This is a genomic window from Congregibacter sp., assembly GCF_047617445.1.
In the GTDB taxonomy this organism is placed as follows: Bacteria; Pseudomonadota; Gammaproteobacteria; order Pseudomonadales; family Halieaceae; genus Congregibacter.
The window spans coordinates 28,775-49,964 of record NZ_JBLGBE010000004.1 but is presented as its reverse complement, the minus strand read 5'-3'; the positions used below and the strand labels follow the sequence as shown (position 1 = coordinate 49,964).

General features: G+C 52.1%; 16 protein-coding genes. 13 read left to right on the top strand and 3 right to left on the bottom strand.

All coding sequences use genetic code 11. The features are described 5' to 3' along the window. Positions 1-14 precede the first annotated feature (14 nt). The 10 genes from ACI9KD_RS02320 to ACI9KD_RS02275 all read left to right on the top strand — a co-directional run bounded on the left by ACI9KD_RS02320 (position 15) and on the right by ACI9KD_RS02275 (position 13,839). Positions 15-1,061, top strand: a complete 1,047-nt coding sequence (locus tag ACI9KD_RS02320; RefSeq protein WP_414979534.1) for a PilN domain-containing protein — start codon at positions 15-17, stop codon at positions 1,059-1,061. Next, positions 1,058-1,624, top strand: a complete 567-nt coding sequence (gene gspM / locus ACI9KD_RS02315) for a type II secretion system protein GspM (RefSeq protein WP_414979533.1) — start codon at positions 1,058-1,060, stop codon at positions 1,622-1,624. Before ACI9KD_RS02320 ends, gspM begins: the two co-directional genes overlap by 4 nt. After that, the gene (locus tag ACI9KD_RS02310) at positions 1,621-2,316 is read left to right on the top strand and encodes a hypothetical protein (protein WP_414979532.1); all 696 of its coding nucleotides are present in this window, start codon (positions 1,621-1,623) and stop codon (positions 2,314-2,316) included. The genes gspM and ACI9KD_RS02310 overlap by 4 nt, the downstream gene beginning before the upstream one ends. 37 nt (positions 2,317-2,353) lie before the next feature. Beyond that, a complete protein-coding gene (gene gspD, locus ACI9KD_RS02305) occupies positions 2,354-4,690 on the top strand; it encodes a type II secretion system secretin GspD (RefSeq protein WP_414979531.1) in 2,337 nt (778 codons plus the stop codon). A 293-nt stretch (positions 4,691-4,983) separates the two neighbouring features. Beyond that, positions 4,984-5,409: a hypothetical protein gene (locus ACI9KD_RS02300; RefSeq protein WP_414979530.1), complete on the top strand. Its 426-nt coding sequence runs from the start codon at positions 4,984-4,986 to the stop codon at positions 5,407-5,409. A 96-nt stretch (positions 5,410-5,505) separates the two neighbouring features. Next, positions 5,506-7,074: a hypothetical protein gene (locus ACI9KD_RS02295; protein WP_414979529.1), complete on the top strand. Its 1,569-nt coding sequence runs from the start codon at positions 5,506-5,508 to the stop codon at positions 7,072-7,074. 219 nt (positions 7,075-7,293) lie between these two features. Next, on the top strand, positions 7,294-8,178 hold the full coding sequence (locus ACI9KD_RS02290; protein ID WP_414979528.1) for a peptidylprolyl isomerase: 885 nt from the start codon (positions 7,294-7,296) through the stop codon (positions 8,176-8,178). Between the two features lie 85 nt (positions 8,179-8,263). Continuing rightward, positions 8,264-11,977: a glycosyltransferase gene (locus tag ACI9KD_RS02285; protein WP_414979527.1), complete on the top strand. Its 3,714-nt coding sequence runs from the start codon at positions 8,264-8,266 to the stop codon at positions 11,975-11,977. After that, positions 11,974-13,044, top strand: a complete 1,071-nt coding sequence (locus ACI9KD_RS02280) for an acyltransferase family protein (RefSeq protein WP_414979526.1) — start codon at positions 11,974-11,976, stop codon at positions 13,042-13,044. The genes ACI9KD_RS02285 and ACI9KD_RS02280 overlap by 4 nt, the downstream gene beginning before the upstream one ends. Further along, positions 13,045-13,839, top strand: coding sequence for a hypothetical protein (locus ACI9KD_RS02275; RefSeq protein WP_414979525.1), 795 nt, complete (start codon positions 13,045-13,047; stop codon positions 13,837-13,839). 2 nt (positions 13,840-13,841) lie between these two features. Here the strand turns inward: ACI9KD_RS02275 and ACI9KD_RS02270 are convergent, their stop codons facing one another. Both ACI9KD_RS02270 and ACI9KD_RS02265 read right to left on the bottom strand, forming a co-directional pair. Continuing rightward, positions 13,842-14,540 carry a hypothetical protein gene (locus tag ACI9KD_RS02270; protein WP_414979524.1) on the bottom strand — a complete coding sequence of 233 codons (699 nt, stop codon included), beginning with the start codon at positions 14,538-14,540 and terminating at the stop codon, positions 13,842-13,844. Between the two features lie 48 nt (positions 14,541-14,588). After that, positions 14,589-15,551 (bottom strand): hypothetical protein, encoded by a 963-nt coding sequence (locus ACI9KD_RS02265; protein ID WP_414979523.1) that lies wholly within the window; start codon positions 15,549-15,551, stop codon positions 14,589-14,591. Positions 15,552-15,714: 163 nt separating this feature from the next. Between ACI9KD_RS02265 and ACI9KD_RS02260 the strand changes: the two genes are divergently transcribed. Genes ACI9KD_RS02260 through ACI9KD_RS02250 form a run of 3 tightly spaced genes read left to right on the top strand, consistent with a single transcriptional unit; the run spans position 15,715 to position 19,065 of the window. Beyond that, entirely contained in the window at positions 15,715-16,581 is an 867-nt protein-coding gene (locus ACI9KD_RS02260) for a hypothetical protein (RefSeq protein WP_414979522.1), read from the top strand. Next, positions 16,578-17,405 (top strand): hypothetical protein, encoded by an 828-nt coding sequence (locus ACI9KD_RS02255; RefSeq protein ID WP_414979521.1) that lies wholly within the window; start codon positions 16,578-16,580, stop codon positions 17,403-17,405. The genes ACI9KD_RS02260 and ACI9KD_RS02255 overlap by 4 nt, the downstream gene beginning before the upstream one ends. A gap of 1 nt (position 17,406) precedes the next feature. After that, entirely contained in the window at positions 17,407-19,065 is a 1,659-nt protein-coding gene (locus ACI9KD_RS02250) for a hypothetical protein (RefSeq protein ID WP_414979520.1), read from the top strand. On the opposite strand, the gene ACI9KD_RS02245 is transcribed toward ACI9KD_RS02250, so the two are convergent. After that, entirely contained in the window at positions 19,003-21,021 is a 2,019-nt protein-coding gene (locus ACI9KD_RS02245) for an acyltransferase family protein (protein WP_414979519.1), read from the bottom strand. The two genes, ACI9KD_RS02250 and ACI9KD_RS02245, sit on opposite strands and share 63 nt — an antisense overlap. Positions 21,022-21,190: the final 169 nt, after the last annotated feature.

Sequence of the window (21,190 nt, the reverse complement as noted above, 5' to 3'; positions counted from 1 at the left end):
GAGAGAGCAGTAACGTGGCAGTACAAAGCAACCAGTGGATGCTCTTTGGCATCGATATGCGTCATATCGTTCAGCAATGGCTGTCCGCGTGGCGAGAGCTTTTGCTGTCCGCCAGATCCCCGATACGTCAACGCCTCGATGAGCCCGTAATGCTGTACCGTGGCGATGCGAAACAACTGATGCAGGGCGGTAAGCCCCTCTCTGGGAATCCACAAAATCTGTCGCCCTGCACAGCACATTTACTGCCCGATGAGCTCGTTCTTGCCCGGACTCTGAATCTACCTATCGCTGCTGAGCCGGAGCTCCCTGCGGTGCTGGCCATGGAAGTCGCAGCTGCCAGCCCCTTTAAGTCAGACGACAGTGTGTACGGCTGGTATGAGACAGGCCGCGACGTGCAGTCTATTCAGGTAACCATGGCGATCGCTTCACGCCCCGCGATTGAGCGATGGAAGCGCGAGAGTGATTTCGCGGCGGAACATCAAAGCGATGGGGATCCCGAGATTTGGGCGGAAGCGAATGGCGCTCTAGTGGCTCTGAAAGGATTTGGCGAGGCGCGACGAGAGCAAGCGTATCGCCAGCGTTTGATGCGGGCCGGCTTGTTGGCAGGTGCTGTGCTAGTCCTTGTATTGGTCTCCTCCGTGGTGTTTGCCATACAACAGCGTAGTGCCTTGGAGCGTTTTGAGGATCTACAAAGCAAAGTCCAACTTGAATCCGAATCTGTGTCAGCGATGCGAGCGACCTTAGTTGATGCCAATGAAACGGTTCGCGCCGCGAATACGTTTGTTGTGAATTATCCGAATCCACATATTGAGATTGCGCGTCTTACCGAGCTCCTTGGAGATGACGTTTACATCATGCATTTCTCTATGCGTGGTCGCGAGTTGCGGGTGCGCGGGAGAGCCAAGGACGCTGCGCTGGTGATGCAAACTCTGGCGCAAACCTCCGCTTTTGCGACCGTCACTGCACCTCAGGCGATTACGGCGGTAGGTAACACAGGCCTTGAGCAGTTCCATCTGGATATAGAAGTGGAGTCCACGAAGGCTGACGGAGATGAGTCGTGAACTGGATTCGTCTTCATCGTCGGGCGGCTGTGTTTGTCGGACTAACGTTGGTTTTGCCGGTATTTTTCTATTTCAAAACCGTGTTTGGACTTCTAGGCCTTGGTTTTGACTACGCCGCTGATCGTGGGCGCATAGAGCCTAGAGTGGCTCGGCTTCAGGGTCTACTCGACAACGAGACAGAACTTACAAAGCAAAGTCAGCTCGCTGCCGTACGTTTACGAGAGGTGGCGTTCCCTTCAGTGGAGGATCCATCGGCCTTGGCTGCGCGATTGCAGTCTGATGTTCGACAGATTTTGGCCGAGGCCGGCATGTCAGTGAGTAATAGTCAGGTCATGCCTGTGCGCCAAGGCGAGCATTTTGACCGGGTTGCGGTGAACCTCACGGTAGCGGGGACTTTGCCGGGGCTCGACGCGGCGCTAATCGGCATAGCGGCTTATCGGCCACAGTTGTTGGTAGAGTCGCTGGATACCTTTCCGACGCGTGCTAATACTCGAGCTAAGGACGGAGATGCCCAGACATTGACCGCCGTTATGCAACTCATGGTGTTGAGGGCTCTACCATGATGGTTTTTGATCGTATCCGAGATCGCTACCAGGTTGATGCAGATCCGCAGCGCTCAGAGCGACGCCTGGAGCTCGTTGTGGTTGCGCTGCTAATTGTTGTGTTATTGCAGGTCCTCTGGTGGGGGTTTGGCCGTTTCGCTGAGGTGTCTGTCACCGCGGTAGAACCCGCCAGGGACAGTCTGCGCGTCATTGACGCACATGTTCCCGGCGCAATAACAGCGCCTCAGAGTTTACAGCTTCAATCAAGGCCGCTCTTTTGGGCGTCTCGAAGGCCTGACGCCACAGTGGCGCCGCTGCAGAAAACCCAACCAGGCACCCAAAAGGCCGGGCGTCGTCTTGAGGACTTGCAGGTGGCGGGCGCTGTGGGTGCTGGTGATCAGGGTAGAGCAATCGTAGTTTATAAGGACAAGTTAATGCGACTTGGCATTGGCGATAAAGTCGCCGGCTGGAGTCTGCAATCAGTGTCTATGGGCGAGGTCGTGTTTGTGAGTGCGGGAGCGCGTGATGTACGACGTCTTACGCCTTTACCTGTGGAGGCAGTGCAGAATTTGCAAAAAGCTGACGCCCCGGCACCGAAGAAGGCCGCCGCGACCAACACGCCGGCCGCAGCAGCTAATAGTCAAACGAGCGCCGCACAGACAGCGCAGAAAAAAAACAACAAAACAGAGGGCACGCTCTCCCTGGGTGGGTAGCAGCTGCATCTGATAATTATTGGGAATGACTTAGACCATGAAAGACACGACTAAGAGTTTTCCGCGGGTAGCCACGCTCCGAGTGACAGTTTTTGCGGCACTGAGCACTGTGCTCGCGGGCTGCGCGTCACATGATTTGCAGCAGATGGCACGCTCTGAAACAGTTTTGCTGGGTGAGCCCGGCGTTGTTGAAGGCCGTCCCGAGCCGGTGGCCCCGACCACTGCCGCCAACGGATCGCCGTTAGTGGAGTCCGCGCAAGCTTTAGCTGATAAGCAGTCCGACAGTCGTGCAGAGCCGGTGCTGTATCGAGGCACCGATCAACAGGTGCGTCTACCTGAGCCCCAAAAGGCCATTAAGTTTCTTGGCGATGATGTGAGCTTGAATTTTGAGCAGGCTCCACTGGACGAAGTTGTGCACGCGATCGTGGGCGATATTCTTCAGCTCGACTATGTGGTTGATCGTCCTATACAGGGCAAGGTGACGCTGCGTACTCGCACGCCCATTCCCCGCGAAGAGTTACTGATCGTTCTAGAGTCGTTGCTGAAGGCGCACGACGCCCTGATGATTCGTGGTGATGATGGCCGCTATCTGATTACGGGGTCACAGCAGGCGATGACTCTGCGTCCGGATGTTACAAGTGTGGAGGATCTTGCCGCAGGCTACTCCACGATGGTCATACCGTTGCAGTTCATCAGTGCTAAAGCCATGGCGAGAATTCTTGAGCCTCTGGCAGAGAAAGACGCCTTTGTGCGCGTGGATGACACTCGAGCACTGCTGATGATGGCGGGTACGCGGGAGCAGCTCAGCGGATGGCTTGAAATTGTCAGTACCTTTGACGTCGATTTGCTGGCCGGCATGTCAGTGGGTATGTTTCCACTGGAAAATAGCAGTGTGGACGAAACACTGAGCGCCTTAGAAACGCTCATGGCTGCGGCGGGAGGCGAGGGCGGCGATATAACCGGGATTGTGCGGGTGCTACCCATGGAGCGCCTCAACAGTATTTTGGTGGTTACGCCCCGCGCTCATTATCTTGATCGCGTAGGAGATTGGATCCAGCGAATTGATGTCGACCCCGATGCCCGCTTTGAAAAGCGTTTGTATGTGTATCCCGTGCAGAACACGACGGCCACCCGGCTCGCACAACTACTGAACTCGATTTACGCGGGTGGCGCCGCGTCAGGCGCTAACAATCGCCAAACAGCGTCCAGAACTCCTCGCGATCAGGGAGCTGTTGCACCAGGCTTGTCACCAGAATCTATCGGTGGTGGTTCGTCTTCTGGTATCGGCGGGGGTGGCAACAGTAGCGGTGGTGGTTCTTCCTTTGGTTCGGGGACTGGTGGATCCAGTTCTATGGGTGGAGGTGGTTCGTCATCTCAATCCGGGCAGGGTGCTCGCGCTGCTGCCGCTGCCATGACGTCCGTCAGTATGGGTGGAACTGGCGCGGGAATGAATGAGCTTGTGGATGTTCGTGTTGTTGCCGATGAAGAGAACAATGCCCTAATGATTTATGCCGACGGCAAGCAGTACGGCATTATTAAAGACGCGCTTAGACAACTCGACGTTGTGGCAACACAGGTCATCATCGAAGCCAGTATTATGGAAGTACAACTCATTGACGAGCTTCGCTATGGCTTGGAGTGGACCTTCAAGAACGGTTTAGGCAGCAATTACAACGGTTTAGGCACTTTGGCCTCTGGGGCGACCGGGCCTGCCGCCGCCGCAGGCTTTTCTTATACGGTGGCTAACTCAGTGGGTGATATTTCGGCGGTGTTGAACGCGCTGAGTGAAGAATCACTCATCAATGTGATCTCGACACCCTCGGTCATGGTCCTTGATAACCATACCGCCTTTATCTCTGTAGGCGACCAGGTGCCGGTACTTCAGGGGCAAACGATCACCAATGGTGGCAACTCGGTACAGAACATTACCTATCGGGATACGGGTGTACAGCTCTCGGTGCGACCTTCAGTTAATGCGGGGGGGCTGGTGACAATGGATGTAGAGCAATCCGTGATCGATGTGGGCTCCATTGACTCGGCTACCGGTCAGCGGGCGTTTCTGGATCGCACCATTAATAGCCGCGTAGCCGTGCGTTCGTCAGAATCGGTGGTGCTCGGCGGACTTATTCGCGAAAACTCCAGCCTGGGTGACTCAGGGGTGCCAATTTTACGGGAGATTCCGTTCTTCGGAAGCTTGTTTGGGACCACAATAACCGATAGTCGTCGTACGGAGCTGTTGGTAATCATTACACCGCGGGCTCTTTACAACGAAGATGAGCTGCGAGCGGTGAGTGACGAGATGCGTGAGCAGGTTCGATTCATGGAATTGGTGCGAGATCCGCCTCGATCCGGGGTCATAACGTATAAAAAATGATGGTACTTTTCCCGATCCGAGAGCAAAAATTAGTGGGAATAAACCTCGAAGTTAAACGCCCAGAGGGTGCTAAGTGACTGAAAATAGGCGTTTATCAGTCGGTTTCTATCAGCTTTTGTCGACACCCATATCGCCTTAAAGAGTGGAAAATGCGCGCGGCCGGCGTGCCGTTTCTTGCACCAAGCCGGAGCGGCGGGTGTGTGAACATGGCGTGATAGGGGCAAAGCGCAGCGTCGACGCTTAGAGCGCTTATTGAATTTAAATAGTTATTTATCAGATACTTAGGAGATTTTATGAAGGCCCTTCGGCGCTTTCTAGTGGTTTCGATTGTCATTGCGCTTGCCGGATGTGCTGGCTCCCAGCGGATGTCTGAAAAGAGCCAGGCGCAGCTCCTAGAACGCGCGGAAGCTCGCTGGTTAGCACTTGTGGAGCGCGACTGGGCCACGGCTTACGAGTACACCTCGCCGGCCTATCGAGAGATTTTTAGCAAATCCATGTACGAACGGAAGTTTTCTTACATGGTGGAATGGGAGTTGACTTCGGTTGATTTCGTTAACTATGATGCGCGGGCAGCTGTAGCGAGTGTGGCGATCGGGGTCATGTCCCGACCCGTCAAACAAACTTCAGCCGCCTCAGTAGCAATAGGTACAGTACCGACACGATTTGTCGAGCAGTGGATTCTGGTTGACGATGTATGGTGGTATAGTGCCAACTTGTAAGTGTGGCAGCGGGTTGAAAGCTGGCTGCAGTGAACAAAAAAAGCGCTAGCACAATCTTAGAATTGTGAAAACTGAAGACATTAGGAGTCTCCAATCATGAATAAAGTATTTAAGCCTCTTGGCATTGTCGCCGCAGTAGCAGCCGCTTCTGCTGGATATGTCAACGTTGCAAACGCACAGACCGTTGCTAACAACGCTCTGGGTGACCTTGCACTCGTTCCGTACTACACCGTCAATGGCGAGTGGATCACGGGTATTCACATTGTTAACACCAGCGCTGCGACGCAGGTTGTTAAGTTCCGCTTCCGTCGAGCCGTTGATTCACTTGATGCGCTCGACTTTAATATCGTTATGTCTCCAAAAGACGTCTACGCTGGCTTCCTGTCTGACGACGAGAATGGCAACATTTCTTGGTCAGCTGGTGATACCACTTGTACTGTTCCTGTCACGACTGGCGGCAAGCTCACTATGCCGTCTATCTACCGCGAAGGCGCAGAGACTGGTTACGTAGAAATTATCGGTATGGGCTCGCCCACTTCTGAAACTGCTCCTATCGCTTTGGCGGCTAAGCACAGCGGTGTATCTGGCGACCCTGCATTAACGCCGCTTGATTGTACTGCGGTACGTTCTAACTTCTTCGCCGACGGTACTTCAGCAGCAGACCCTGGTGTTGTAGACGCAGCGACTGCATGGCAGGCTACAAGTGCCGCGACAGCGATCAAAGCTGGTGGCGCGAACACTTTTGTTGATTCCGGTAACGTATTGAAGGTTTCTTACTTCATTCGTGATAACGCGACTGGCGTTGAGTTTGGCGATAATGCTGTACACATCGCTGACTTCCTTGGGGAGCCAACAATGACTAACCAGCAGTTTGGTTGGTTGTCTGGTGACTTGGACGGTTTCGACTTTCCTAACCTGAACGGTGCTGCTCCACGTGGCGGTGCTAACGTTGGTCTTTTCAACGCACTGCGTCAGAGCGACGTTCTGGGTGTAAGCGCTCTTTTGAACGAGTGGACTGCTAACCCTTCAAACGGTGCGGCTCTGGATTGGGTTGTAACTCTGCCTGGCCAGTACACCATGATGGACACGCCTCAGTTTGTTCTGGCTCTTCAAGATGCTGCTGACGGCGAGACTGCTGCTCCAGAAATAACCTGTACTCGTGCAAACGGCTGCGACTACCGCGATCTGCCAGTGACTGCGACTGTTGTTCCTTACAACCGTGAAGAGACAACTACAACGCTGGCTAGTGGCGAGTTGACTGTATCTCCAGCACTGCCTGGCGAAGCAACACAGCTGCAGCTGAAGAAAGAAGTTAACGTTATCACCTTTGGTGGCAACAGCGTCTTGGGTGTTAGCGATACTGACATCACTGCAGATCTCGGCCAAAACTTTGGTTGGTTGTCTCTTGCAGTAACTTCTGCAAGTGCAGACGTACGTGTATGTGGTTGGGATTACAGCTCCGACACAGCCGGCGGTGCTCAGGAATCTGATGCAGTGTTGCTTGCTTTGCAGTCTTGTGATGACAGTGTCCTCGCCACTGTTATCTCTCCTGCTACCGGTGCCGTTCCAATGATCGGTTTCGCAGCTTGGGCCCGTAGCGTTGCTGCAAACCCAGATGCGAGCTACGGCCGTATCGTTGCTCACAGCTTCTCTAGCACGAGCTAAGTAGTAATAGTAAGAAGTCAAAACCGGCACCTTCGGGTGCCGGTTTTTTTTTACCCCAATTTCGCTAATTGAATGATCTAGTAGATTAACAACTTACGCTCGATTGCACGCAAGCAACTGCGTAGACTCGTTCTCTAACGTTCATGGCGCCTGTCCGGTTAGGGTCATGTCTGCGTAGCAAAACTGGTTTCTGGACTTTCTAAGAGGACGTACTTAACAATGAACTTGATGCTTCGACTGACGATGCTCAGTTTTGCCTTGTTTCACACTTACGCAGTTCAGTCGCAGACAGTAGTGGAAGACGAAGGCGTTCAAATTTCCCGAGAGGAGTTTGCGGCTGCACTTGCAGAGACTCCATCAAAGATTCAGGCACTCGCGGCGACCGATCTTGGCGATCGTTTGCAGTTCATTAATGACCTATTACTTGTCCGTAAACTCGCGGCTAAGGCCGACGGAATCTCTCCGGATACCCCCGGATATTGGGATCTGCAATTTCAAATTTTGGGCGCGAAGCGCCAGTTTGCCTACAATCTGGAAGTGGCTCAGGTGGAGTTTCCTGATCCTGAAAAGTTGGCGCAGGAGTACTATGCCACGCAGAAAGATAAGTACGCGTCCAAACCAGAGACCCGTGCTTCGAGTCATATTCTTTTAGCTTCACGTCCGGGCCTTCCTCGAGAAGGCGTCCGGGCAGAAGCGCAGGCTTTGCTCGACCAACTTCGGGAAGGAACTGACTTTGAAGCTATGGTTAGCGAGCATTCCGATGATCCCGGTAGCAAAGCGCGAGACGGTTCTTTTAATCGTTGGATAAAGTTTGGTGAGAAAGCGGTTACTCCTCCCTATTCTGAAGCCCTGTTTGAGATCGATAGCTTGGGCGGGTACTCAGAGATTACGGATTCGGAATTTGGGATTCATATTATCCGTCTCGATGGCATTCGTGAAGGCGGATACTATTCCTACGAGGAAGTACGCAATGCCATTTACAGCGACATTGCGGGAGAGTTTCGTAGTCTCGCCGCAAAGAGCATAAACGCTAAATACAATATTACTGATGATGCTTTTATAGACGGTGACGCGGTGGAAGAGCTGTTTGCACCCTATAAATAGGAGGGCTCGCAAGGCCCTACGGATACGTTGCAATGCACGCTTTAGTTAGCGAAAAAGAACATTGAAAGCATTGGCAATTATAGGCATGCACCGTTCGGGTACCTCCCTGGTTGCTCATGCTTGCGCGGCCGCGGGTATCAGTGCCGGACCTGAAGGGGAACTTCTATCGGCACAGTCTGATAACCCCGAGGGCTTCTACGAGAGTAGGCGTCTCGTTGAGCTTAACGATGCCCTGATTGGAAATGCTCAGGGAGCATGGTATTCGCCGCCGCTTGTGGTTCCTGCTGATGCGGAGATGTCCAAAGAGCAGTCGCGGTTACTAGCGCATCTGTCTGCAGACTCTCCTGCGGGACAATACCTTCTTAAAGACCCACGGCTGTGCCTGACTTGGCAGCTGTGGGAGCCTTTGGCGCACACATCGACTGTCTTATTTGTTTATCGATCACCCTTAGCCGTAGCGCGTTCCTTGGCGCGTCGTAACAGTTTCCCTATTCAATTCGGGCTGGATTTGTGGGAGATCTACAACCGCCGTGCCTTGGCCTTGCTGACTCCGGTCAGTTTGAGCGTGAGCTACGATCAAATTGCAGCCGGCGAGACTAGCCTCTCGATACTTATGGAGCAGTTAGCGAGCAAGGGTTTTCACTGTGACCCGGATAAAGCTAAGTCGCTGTATCGAGCAGAGCTCCGCCATTTTGACGCAGTTTCGGATGATCCCGACTGGAATCTCCTGAGCGAATCTCAAAAAGCACTACACGAACATTGGGTTGCTCTGTGCAGTGGTCATGCGACGCACCAACCCAAGCTCGATCCTGAGTCATTGCTTTTTGCGCGCACGCACGATCTTGCGAACGCCTTTGAACCACTGGCCCGTTTGGTCGAGACTGCCAATGAACGGGAGGAAGCGATTGCACTAGCGCAAGAGCGCCTGGTCGATCGTGATAGAGCCTTGGAGGCCCTCAATCAACGAGAACGCGAACATGCGGCGCTTGTTATTGCTCATGAGGATGAACAGAAACTTCATGCGCAAGCAGCGGCGACTCTGGAAAAGCTGCTTCGGGAGCACGGCGACTTAGCTTCAGCACACAAGCAGGAGCAAAAGCTTCACGCGCAAGCGGCGCAGACGTTGGAGGGCCTTAGCAGTGATCACGACGCGCTTGCTGCGGCGCATGAGAATGAGCAAAGGGTTCACGCGCAGGCCGCAGCGGCCCTCGCTAGCGTGACTAATGACCACGACAAACTCGCGCTTGCCCACAAAAATGAGGTGGGCGCCCATGCCAAGCTCATCGACGACCATGCCAATTTGTTGTCATTGCACGATAACTTGCATGTGGAGTTTAACCAACGGGGTGAGACGTTGCGTGAACAGGCGGCCAAGCAGGAATCCCAGGAAGCAGAGCTGCAATCACTACAGGATAAGACCGAGTATCTTTTCTCTTTAGTTACGGAGTCGCACAGAACCCTGCTGTCCTTCGAGCTCTCTACCATGGCGCGCCTGCAGCGCTATACACGCAAAGTCTATCGTTTGCTTACAGGTCGAAGAGGGCAAAACAGCGCTTACGAAGATTTGCTTGAACAGGCACATATCCATTTTGATGAATTCGGGATAGAAAAACCGGCTCGCCGACCGACAAAACTTGCGATGGCCCATAATGTGCTTCGTTATGTGCGACAAAATCCCGCGGGCTCTGTTAAGAGCTTTAGCTGGGCTCGTTTACGTCGTGCGTCCTCGGTATTTTTTGGTAGTTCCTCGGAAGATCTTGCGATTTGGATCAACGCACGGTTTCCCGATTCTGAAACTGCAGCTGCTGCCTTTGATCCCACCAGTCTGAGCGCTGATCTCGATGTCCTGGAACTTGATTTTCCCGTATCGGACTCACCGATGGTTTCTATCGTGGTTCCCGTCTACAACGACTACCGGGTAACCATCAATTGCCTCGAGTCGGTACATCGCTTTTCCCGGGATGTTGATTATGAGCTAATCATTGCCGATGATTCGTCTGACGATCTTACCGTCACGATTGCACAGCGTATGCACGGTGTTCACGTGTCCACCACCCAAGAGAACCTTCGTTTCCTCAAAAACTGTAATCAGGCCGCGGGGCACGCTCGCGGTCAGTACCTTGTTTTTCTTAACAACGACACGGCGGTAACCGAGGGTTGGCTGACATCACTGCTTGAACCATTCGATGACTCGGAAGTCGGCGTCACCGGCCCCAAGCTGTTGTTCGCTGATGGAATCCTGCAAGAGGCAGGAGGCATTATCTGGGACGATGCTTCGGGTTGGAATTTTGGTCGTGGTGATGATCGTGACAAGCCCGCCTATAACTACCGCCGTGATGTCGATTATGTATCTGGCGCCTGTCTGGCGATTCGGCGTGATCTTTGGATAGAGCTGGGAGGCTTCGATGAGCGTTTTGCTCCAGCGTATTATGAAGACGCGGATATCTGTTTTTCGGCGCGCGCCGCGGGTTACCGGGTGGTCTACCAACCCGAGAGTGTGATCTACCACTTTGAGGGAGTTAGTAATGGTACTGACCTGAACGCCGGAGTGAAGCAGCATCAGGTGGTAAACCAAGCGGTGTTTCGGGACAAATGGCAGGAGGAGCTGACTGCTCACCATTTTCCCAATGCACAGCATGTCGTGCACGCTCGAGACCGTTCAGCTAAGAAAACCTGCGTTCTGGTGATTGATCACTATGTTCCCCATCATGATAAAGATGCGGGCGGGCGCTCCACCTATATGTACATTCAGCTTCTTTTGGCGCTGGGATGTCGTGTCCAACTTATGGGGGCAAACTTTTTCCCGCATCAGCCCTACACAAAAGCGCTGCAGGCTATGGGTGTGGAGGTTTTGGTGGGGGAAAGTATTGCGCGGCATCTGGACCAGTGGCTTGCAGAGCACGCTCCTTACATCGATGAGGTTTTTCTTCATCGACCGCATATTGCGGAGCAAATGCTCCCTGATCTTGAGCGAATGTCTCCCCGACCTACCATCAGTTTTTTCGGGCATGACCTCCATTACATTCGTATCGCCCGTGAGGCTGCATTAAAGGATGACGACAGTCTGCGTCGCGACTCTGAATCATGGCGTAAACGCGAGTTAGCCGTGTGTGAGCGAGCAGATCGGGTGTACTACTTCTCAGAGGTGGAAATTGAAGCGCTGTCGGAACCTGTGCCCGCCGCCAAGTTGCGCCGCATTCCCCTTTATACGATGCACATTGAAGAGCTTCCGGTGTATGCCCCTTTGGCACCGGCTGAGCTGCTTTTTGTGGGTGGCTACAATCACGCGCCCAATGTCGATGCAGCCCTTTGGTTGGTGAGTGAGATACTGCCTAGGATCCTGGAGGCAGTTCCGAATGCCAAACTACATCTTGTGGGATCGAATCCGCCGACGGAAGTGTCCGCCCTGGACAGTGATGCTGTGCAGGTCCATGGCTACGTTAGTGATGAGGCCCTGAACGCACTGTACCGTCGTGTTGGTGCGGTGGTTGTCCCCTTACGTTATGGCGCGGGAATTAAGGGCAAGATCATTGAGGCCATCGCCAATCATGTGCCGATGGTGACCACAGACATAGGGGTTGAAGGCATTCCTGACAGCGATTCAGTGATGTGGATTGAAAATACTGCAACATCAATCGCCGATCGACTCATCGCTTTGCTCCTCGACCAGGAATCCAAGACTGAGAAACTGGACTGCCATGCGCGGTGGCTCCAGACGTACTTTGATAGGGATAGCGCGGCAGACGTACTCCGCGCGGATATTCCAAAGCTTGGTTATCCGGCGGGTATGGGACAGTGACAAGTGTTACTGCCGATGCAGTGCCTATGCTGGGTGATTACGACGGTAATCGACAGAATAATTTCACGGCGCTAAGAATTCTGTTTGCGTGGTGTGTGCTGTTTGGACACAGCTTTCCGATTACTGGTTATGGAAAGTTGAACCCACTGAGCGAATTTTTTGAGAAATCCACCTGGCTAGGTGAAGTTGCGGTAAGCGGTTTTTTTGCCATCAGTGGTTATCTCGTGGCCGCGAGCTTCGTGCGACGCGGTATGATCGATTACTGCATATCCCGCATTTTGCGCATCTATCCGGCGCTTATTGTCTGCGTTTTACTCACCATCGTGTTGCTAGGTTCCTCGCTGACGACAATGGAGCAGTCTGCTTACTTTGCTCATCCACGAACGTGGAATTATCTTTGGAATGCCACCGCACTGTTCCCAATGAGCTTTGATTTGCCCGGGGTTTTCCAGACTCTCCCAAGGTCCGGTGTGAATGGCTCGCTGTGGACCCTACCGGTAGAGCTGTCCTGCTACATTCTTCTAATGGTCGCCGGTGCTACAGGCCTTCTGCGCTGGCGTACGCTAGCGAATTTGGCAGGCCTTGCCTTGCTGCTTTTCTCTATCAACTACTTCACTGACGTTCCTTTGGTAGGTCGAGTCCCTCGTTGGGCCGAGCCCTGTGTGTATTTTCTGCTTGGCGTCGGGGTTTATTTAAACCGTGATTCAATTCCTCTCAGTCTGCCTTTGGCGATTGTTGCCGTTTGTCTTGCGTATGCGGCACTTGGAGAGCCTTGGTTTCCTTATGTGTTTCCCCCGGCTTTTATCTATCTGATATTTTTCATCGCTTACCGCAGTGTGTATCTCGACATAGATCGTTGGCTGGGGGATCCGTCCTACGGTATCTATATTTACGCCTGGCCTATTCAGCAAACGCTTGTATTGCTGTTTCCCGATGAGGGCCCGTACTTTAATACGGCGATAGCGACCGTTGTGGTAGCTACACTTGCAATGTTGTCCTGGCACTTTTTGGAAAAACCAGCGCTTGGTCTCAAGCGGCGTTGGTTACATGCTGTCTCGGAGGGATAAATGCATTATTTGATCGCAGGACTGGCAAAGTCCGGCACAACACGATTGTTTAGCCAGCTCAAAGAGGCTTTGGATCAGTCTCCCGAAAGCCTGTCGACGTATTTTGAGCCGGATACAGATCAAGCGCTTGAAGCTATTGTGAATCAGGATGGATCTACGCTGACAAAGGTCCTCATAGGACGGGTGACTAAGGAGAACGCATCGCTGGAGCGTTTTGATAGTCATGTGCTGATTTACCGGGATCCTCGGGATCAATTTATCAGCATGCTTCTATATCTCTTTTACGACTTTCAGGTCAGCGGGGATGCACAAGCCTACAACTCTGCCCGGCAAGCGCTAGAGGCCAAGGTGGCGTCGCCATCCACTGTGTCAACCATCGAACTCTACAACACCCTGTCCAAGTTGGTTGGCCGCGGCCCTATTGCGGTGTTCAAGCGCTTGCACGCCATTCAGCGCGAGTACGAGACGCGGTTCGCGCCATTTATGTTGTGCTACGAAGACTTGCTGCAAGGGAAATCCTTGTCGGCATTAAGCCACTACACGGGGCTTGAATTGCAGGGTGACGCCGAGGTGCCCGAAGAATACACACGCGTGGCCCGGTCTCGCGGGTTTGGCGAGTGGCGTGCGTGGCTGAACAGTGACGATCTGGCCTTTATAGATCGGGAGTGGGGCGACAACATACGTTATCTGGGTTATGCCTTGGAGCCTCAGGTCGAGACGCTGGCCATAGAATCCAAAACTTCTTTGGATTACGTGGCGCAGTTTGATCCAAGCCGCAACGCGAGCAGTAGCTAAGGTCAATTGATTGTCGAGTTGATTGCCCGCTGGTCTCGCATAGTCAGTGCTTGGTGATACAGCCTCATATCTGCCGCGTGAGCTTTTTCGATGTCCCTGCGTAGCGTCTTACTGACGGCGTATTCCATGTCTGTTTGCTCCGGGTTCCTGTTGTGTTCTTCGGGTACGGTCGGAGCATGGAGTATCCGCTGGCCAAATTGCTCAAGTTCGTTGTCGTAGTCCTCGGTGATGCCGATAAAGTCGAACTTAGAAAGCGGGAAGCCCCAGAGAAAGATGCTGTAGAGGTTTCGTATTTCTTTACACAGCGCAAACTGCTCTAGCGTCCATTTTTCTTCGATCATGCGCTGATGCAACAATCCTGACTGCCCCGGTTGGTAGCTTCTTAACCAGTAGTTGTAGTGCGACAGCAAGCGCTGCACCGGTTCTCTAAGCCAGGTCACAAACTGAAGAGGGGCATCAGCCTCACTAAATCGGTAGCGCAGCGGCAGGAAGTGTCCGTGGATGCAGTCTGCGTTGATCTTTGTGACCTTGTAGCCCCTATTACGCAGACAGTCCACGCTGGCGTCAAAATTTCGGGACCAGGCACTTCGATGCAAGGGCTGGTCCTGATAGCGCAGCAGCAGCGCGTCGCCATAATGCGCCGCAAGCGTTGCCTGAAAGCTCGAGCCTGCCGTTTTAGGCATGTGTATAGATATCAGCATAGCTGCCTGTTGGTCCGGCGTCTGAAGAGGGTATGAGTAACCCGCATTTTACGAAGTCTCTGCCTCAGTTGTTTTGGCCAGTGCAATCAATGCCTCGTAGATATCATTAAACAGTGCATCATCCATTCTCACCGCATCGCCGCAAGCATAGTCTGTGTAGTCAAAGAGTGGGGCCCCTCCGAAATAGGTCGCGGCGACCGCGTTGTCTGAGTCTCGACACTGTTCCACAAGATGTCGCGCAATCTCCCGTGGCAGAGTTAACTTGGGGTCGGGAAACTGTTCATTAAGCTTTGGTAAAAGAGGGTAAATCAGCAATTGTGGCGGAGCCTCTTTAGGCTGCCTGCGGTTGAGCTCGAGCTTGAATTGAGTGATTACGCTGTTTAGCGAAGGATTTCTTCGTCCGGCGCTGACTGTCAATGCGCCACCAGGCAACTTTAGCGCGTGTTCGAGGAAGTCGTTGACGATGTCGTGGGAAGAATAACGCCGCACCAGAAACTCATTCGGAAATTCATCGTTCCAGCCCTGTAGAAAGCGCGCGTAGTTACTACCCTTTAGATATACATCATCGTAAAAGTCCTGCAGGGTTCCTGTGTACGACGTTGCTTGAACACGTTGGGCATATGAGGAGGCAAGGTAGTCGAGCTGATTTCTTAAATACACCACAACTCGCACGTCGTAGTCAGAAAATGCCTCTCTAACCAGGCCAGGTTTGCAGTTTTGAAATCCTTCGGAGCTGATTACTACCGTACTGTTCAGGTTCTGAGGAACAAGTTCCTCCTTGAGCTCCACGAAGGTTTGAATCAACCGAGGATCCTCGATGTCTTTACGTGCATCGGCATTACGCGGTTGGAGTGGGTGGGCCAGTGCGGCATGCCCGTCTTTAATGCGGCCTGATTGTGGTATGAAGTAGCAATACCTTGCCAGAAGATCAGCGCGATTTTGTTGCAAAAAGCTCTGGATCGATGTGGTGCCCGTTTTGTGCCTGCCAATATGAAGTAGTAGCTTGCGCATGGGGTGACGGTATCGCTTGGCATGTCTATTATCGTAAAATCGGAGTGTATCAGTCGCCGGTTTAGTTCAACAGGACTTCATCCGATGTCTGACATGATGGACCTCAGCTTATCCGCCGGGTCCTTCTTTATCCCGAAACAGAATTTGTGCCTGGACTCAATGAATGCGCCACATCATCCTGCATGGTCATATATTTAAGAATGCTGGGAGCACCTTTGACTGGAGCTTGGGCAGGAGCTTCAGCGATGACTTTTTGGATCATCGGGATAATCATGCAATGCGTCAGCAACGAGCCAAGCACCTGGCAACGGTTGTTTCTGGCAACCCGGATTTGCGGGCTCTCTCAAGCCACCATTTATGCTACCCACTTCCTCAGCCTAAAGACGTGACTTTTCATCCGGCGTATTTTCTTCGCCATCCAATAGAGCGGATACAGTCCGTCTACGCTTTTGAGCGAAAACAAGATGCAGACACTCCCGGTGCGATAGCAGCTAAAGAGAAAGACTTCAGGCAGTACGTTGCCTGGCGTATGCAGGAGGATGTTCCTAGAACTATCCGTGATTACCAGACTAGCTACATCGCTGGGTTCCATACCCGGCACGTGAAATCCACAGCACCCGCGGATTGGTTGCAAAGGGCTTTGCATCATCTTGAGTTTCTGGACTGTGTAGGTGTGGTTGATCGCTACGACGAGAGTATGGTCGTTTTCGAGAAGTATCTTAGGCCTTACTTTCCTGACATTGATTTAGCCTATGTTCGCCAGAACGTCAGCCAGAACGTCAGCCAGGAAAAGGCCTCGGACAAGCCTATTGCCGCTCGCGTCCATAACACTCTGGACAAGCTTGGAGATCTGGCCGCGGAGGTTTTGAGTCGCAATAGTTACGATCTGGCCCTTTACCGGCAGGCGAATCAGAAACTGGACGAGGCTATTGCCAAAATTGATGACTTTGACCAGCGTTTATCGAAATTTCAAAAGCGTTGTAAGCGCACGAAAGCTGGCTCTGTACTCCAACGTATAGGGTTACGATGACAGCCACCAACGGTACCAAGCCAGTGCTTTCGCACGCCCACCTGTTTAAGAACGCTGGAACCACGCTGGACTGGAGTCTTGAGCGCAGTTTTGGAGATCGGTTCTGCGATCATCGGGATGACGCTAATATGCGCGGTAATCCTGGGTATCTCGCAGATTTTCTCCAAAGCAATCCTCAGCTGCAGGCGCTGTCTAGTCACTGGTTACCGTTTCCACTGCCTGACGTTGCCGGACAACGACTCATTCCGCTGGTGATCTTGCGCAACCCCATTGAGCGCATTCTGTCGGTTTATGAGTTTGAACGCCGTCAGGATGTAGATCATCCGGGTACTCGCAAAGCCCGTGACGGAGACCTGCAAAGTTACGTGAGTTGGCGCCTCGAGAAAGGTACCGGCCCCGTTGTTCGAAATTATCAGGTTCGCATGCTGTCGGGGATGTATCCGGGCTACGGTGACGGTACTCAGTTTGACCGTGCTGTAGCACTGCTGGATGACTTGCCCGCCATTGGTATGGTCGATCGCTATCGCGAGAGCGTGGTGATGTTTGAGCAGGCATTGAAGCAGGACTTTCCAGAACTGGATCTGTCTTTCCGGCGACAAAATGTGCGCGACAGCAGTGATCAGCGTAGTTCTGATGAGCGCCGGGCTGCCGTCGAAGATGAACTGGGCCCTCTACTACAGTCAGTAAGAGATGCAAATAGCCTCGACATTGCACTTTATGAGCTGGCTTGTCGGCGCTTCGAGTCGGACTGGCAAGGTTTGAAAGAGAGTGACGTGCTTCTCGACGAGCTAGACGCCCGGTGCATGAAGCTCGGGGAGTCATAGCTTGTCACTGAGAAAGTGGGCATTTTGGAAACGCTTTGAGCGGCCCGAATTCCTGATTGCCGCGCACTATTTTTCGGATGGTTGGCCATTGGATTCGCTGCAGGTCATGCGCCGATCTACTGTGCGTCAGGAATTGGCTATGCTGCGCAAGGATGGCTTTAACACCATCATTGTGGTGGTGCCCTGGCGCAGCTTTCAGTGCAGCCAGAAGCCCGTAGCGTACGACGTATTTTATGAAGCTCAGTTGCGTCTGGTTCTTTATGAATCTCAACGCGCCGGACTTGCCGTGCTGCTGCGTGTGGCGTACACACATCAGGTGATGCAAAAACCAACGCTCAACGGGTTTCGCTGGGCGCAGGCACTTTTGACCGAACCCGCGATTGAGCAGGCCTGGCTTGATTACTTTTCCCGGATCGCGAGTATTGCCGGGGAATACGCCTGCTGTGTGGGCGGTTTTATCTCCTGGGAAGAGCTTTGGCACGCGTTTCGTGTTTGGCAGGAGCAGACCGGCGATGCCAACACTGCCGCGGCGAGCGCTTCGGGGTACCTGCACTACCTTGAAGAGCAGGGGGTAGAGGAGCAGAACTGTATCCCACCCAAAAATAGCCCCGAACATGCTCACTATCTGGCGTTTGCGAATGCCCGTATGACAGCGATGTTTGAACGTGCACGTACGCATTGGCCGCAGTTGGGTGTGGAGTATCGGGTGGACAAGGACCCAGTGCCCACGGCCGACGGTATCGACTGGCGGGATAACAATGCCTTTCTTGACTGGGAGCCCCACCGATTCAGCTACTGGGCACCCTTTATGGGAGCAGAGAATGTTGGAGAGGAGCTCGATGCACAGGAGGCTGAGGTATTGCTCCGTCATATGCTGGAATCGACCAGCCAGGATGGGGCTTTTCCGGGACAGGTGGTAGAGCAGTTTAACTTTATCGATAACACACAGAAGTACCTGGGCAGCCATGCGCACATCGCTGAGGATCAAATAGACGATTTTCTGCAACTGGCCGGGCCGCTACTGAAGCAATACAGCGGCGGTTACGGACTCTGGGCGAGCCGTGACTATCGGATGAATATGCTCTACAACGCGGCTTTTTTAGCCGGGGGGCGTGGTTGGGCGAAAGCTAAAAATGCACGCTTTCGTTTATCCGGGGGCCTGCGCCTCAGACGCCAGGGGCGCGTGACGCAGCGTATAGAGCCTCGGGTTACCTGGGTACAACGGAATCACCCCACGAAGGAGCTTATGCTGGAGATCGAATTCTTACGTTGGCTAGGACTGGGTCCGGCGGAGCTTCGTGTAAGACTCAACGAGGACACCTGGGTCAGCTGCCAGATACAGGGGAAAGGTAGACTCGGTGCTCGCGTACCTGCTGATTTGAAAGATGTATTCGATAACGGTATCCACTTCGAGATAGACAATCAGGGACGACCTTTAACAATTACGAGGGTGTTTTTGTACTACGAAACCTATGCCGCCGGCGTTCGGGACATTGACGCCCAGTCCGATCGCTATCTGGAGACCATTCGTCGCTTCAATGAGACGCTTGAGGAGGGGGAATCGGCATCTCTCCACAGCCTAGTGAACTCTTATCTGCTAAAACTTCGCAAGAGCATCTACAATGTCTTTGGCCACGAGATTAGCTCCAATGAACGATAAGTGTCTACCACCATCGTAAATTGGCCCATTTGGGATGACATCCCAACAAATGTCTTTTCGCAGGTCGCACAGGCTATTTACGGGATCAATAACAACTACCGGGCCTATAAATTCCGGGTACTTGTTGTTATCGGAGCTCAAGATTTTTGACGGCTTATCTTTATTAGGCAGGTAGGGGAAATTTCGCTGCGAAATATAGCGAGTGTTTTGAGGGAGCCATTTGAGAGCATTCAAGGTCGGACGAGGTAAGCTTCTGACTAAAATTACTTTATGTCCCCTCGACACAAGCCACTCAATATTTTGAAAATACGATTTCCAGGCAATTTGCGAAGAAGCTCTTTCGCCCCCTCTGAAATCTTCCCATCCGTCTTTTACAGGGTTACTTGTTCTCTTTCTGGTGTTCTCAAACTGCTGGTCGTTTGCGCTGATCAAGAAAATTTTGCTGTCTGTGAATCCCTCAATTACTTTCCGACGTTGCTCATTAACATATGGGCACTCAGCTCTTCCATCAAACCAAATGTCTTCTGACACAAAAGGGCATTGTCCATAGCTTAAGGATATGAAGCCCATATCAACGGTTTTTAACCGCGCAAAAACCGCTCGTTCATACTGAGCAACATAGCTATCGCCTAAAAAAATAAATTTCTCATCGCCAAAGCGACATGCATCATTTGGATCGCGCAAATAGCATTTTTCAGATTCAACTCTTTTGTCCAAAATCGTTCCCATGACTCCCGTGGGATGAGAAAAGGATCTAAATTCAGCAGTGTCAAAACCCTTGATCAGGACTCTCTGATCCAGACTGAATCTATCCCAAACACCCTTAGAAAGTTTTACATACCCCATACAAGAAACCGCGCAGATAAGGCATAGGAGAAGGAGAAGCCACATCAACTTCGAGCTAACAATAGCCCGACGTCGGAACGGTTTTTCAATCAGAAAATAAGAGGCAAGCGAAAGAACAAAGGTGAGAACAATCCATTCGAATTTATCGTAATTCGTCGGATCTTTGCCCATACGGGAAAATGCGAATATTGGAAAGTGCCACAGATAGGCTGAATAGCTTATCAAGCCGATCCACACGAAGGGCTTGCTACTTAAGATTGTCCCTACCAACTCATCTTTAGACGCAAAGCCTATTATCAGTGCCACACCAAAAATTGGCACGATTGTGTGAAAACTTGGATGCGGTGTCTCACCGTCAAAAAACAATATGCTGTATGCAACTAAGCACAAACCAAACGTCGGAAAAAGCCGTTGTAGGAAAGTACCTTCGGCTTGCTTGTGGTTCAGTTCTTTAAACGCAAGCACTGAGCCCGCCCCCAACTCCCAAAAGCGACTCAGTGGTAGAAAGAAATTCAATTCTGAGTTTCGTGCCTCCATTAATTCGGCAAACAGCAAACTAAGAAGAGAGAGCACTAAAATTATTGTTAGAAAGTGCGCTCTAAAATACTTGTATATGACGACGGCCAAGGCAGGAAAAATGAAGTAGAACTGCTCTTCCACCCCTAAGCTCCACGTATGAAGAAAGGGTTTCAGTAAGGCACTGTCAGCCCCATATTCTGTGGTGCTAAAGTAAAAAAAGAAGTTAGACCCGAAGAACAGCGAAGCAATGATACTGTCTGCGTATTCAACAAAGTCAGAGGGCAGTAGCCTCTGCCAAGCGTAAGGAATAGATGCAAATATGACTAGGAAGAGTGCCGGCAATATTCGTCGCGCTCTTCGTTCATAGAAATTTAAGGGGCTGAAAGTATTTTTTGTCTGGAGTTCCAGCAGTATGATGCGAGTGATCAGGTATCCACTAATGACAAAGAATACATCTACGCCAATGAAACCCCCTTCAAACCAATCACGCCCAAAAAGGGTTATTTGGGCGTGATAAAGAATGACACTAATGACAGCTACAGCTCGTAAGCCGTCAATTTCTGCTCTGTAAGGAAGTTTGAGTGAGTCCACTTGGTTCGCTAAGCGAAAATTGACCTAAAGTTATTGAAGGCTAGCTCGGAAAGACACCATTAGCTAGCCTAACCGTTCCCCAAGACCAGAGCTACCACTTCGATGAGGATGGATTTACCCCTGTTCGGTTCACATCTCCGATCTATTCTCGAGTATAGGAGAAATCAAT

Excerpts from the sequence above, each read along its gene's own strand:
- ACI9KD_RS02260 (WP_414979522.1), top strand. The coding sequence starts at position 15,715 with ATGCGCCACATCATCCTGCATGGTCATATATTTAAGAATGCTGGGAGC.
- ACI9KD_RS02285 (WP_414979527.1), top strand. The coding sequence starts at position 8,264 with ATGCACCGTTCGGGTACCTCCCTGGTTGCTCATGCTTGCGCGGCCGCG.
- ACI9KD_RS02275 (WP_414979525.1), top strand. The coding sequence starts at position 13,045 with ATGCATTATTTGATCGCAGGACTGGCAAAGTCCGGCACAACACGATTG.
- ACI9KD_RS02270 (WP_414979524.1), bottom strand. The coding sequence starts at position 14,540 with ATGCTGATATCTATACACATGCCTAAAACGGCAGGCTCGAGCTTTCAG.
- ACI9KD_RS02310 (WP_414979532.1), top strand. The coding sequence starts at position 1,621 with ATGATGGTTTTTGATCGTATCCGAGATCGCTACCAGGTTGATGCAGAT.
- ACI9KD_RS02300 (WP_414979530.1), top strand. The coding sequence starts at position 4,984 with ATGAAGGCCCTTCGGCGCTTTCTAGTGGTTTCGATTGTCATTGCGCTT.
- ACI9KD_RS02265 (WP_414979523.1), bottom strand. The coding sequence starts at position 15,551 with ATGCGCAAGCTACTACTTCATATTGGCAGGCACAAAACGGGCACCACA.
- ACI9KD_RS02295 (WP_414979529.1), top strand. The coding sequence starts at position 5,506 with ATGAATAAAGTATTTAAGCCTCTTGGCATTGTCGCCGCAGTAGCAGCC.
- ACI9KD_RS02255 (WP_414979521.1), top strand. The coding sequence starts at position 16,578 with ATGACAGCCACCAACGGTACCAAGCCAGTGCTTTCGCACGCCCACCTG.
- gspD (WP_414979531.1), top strand. The coding sequence starts at position 2,354 with ATGAAAGACACGACTAAGAGTTTTCCGCGGGTAGCCACGCTCCGAGTG.
- ACI9KD_RS02290 (WP_414979528.1), top strand. The coding sequence starts at position 7,294 with ATGAACTTGATGCTTCGACTGACGATGCTCAGTTTTGCCTTGTTTCAC.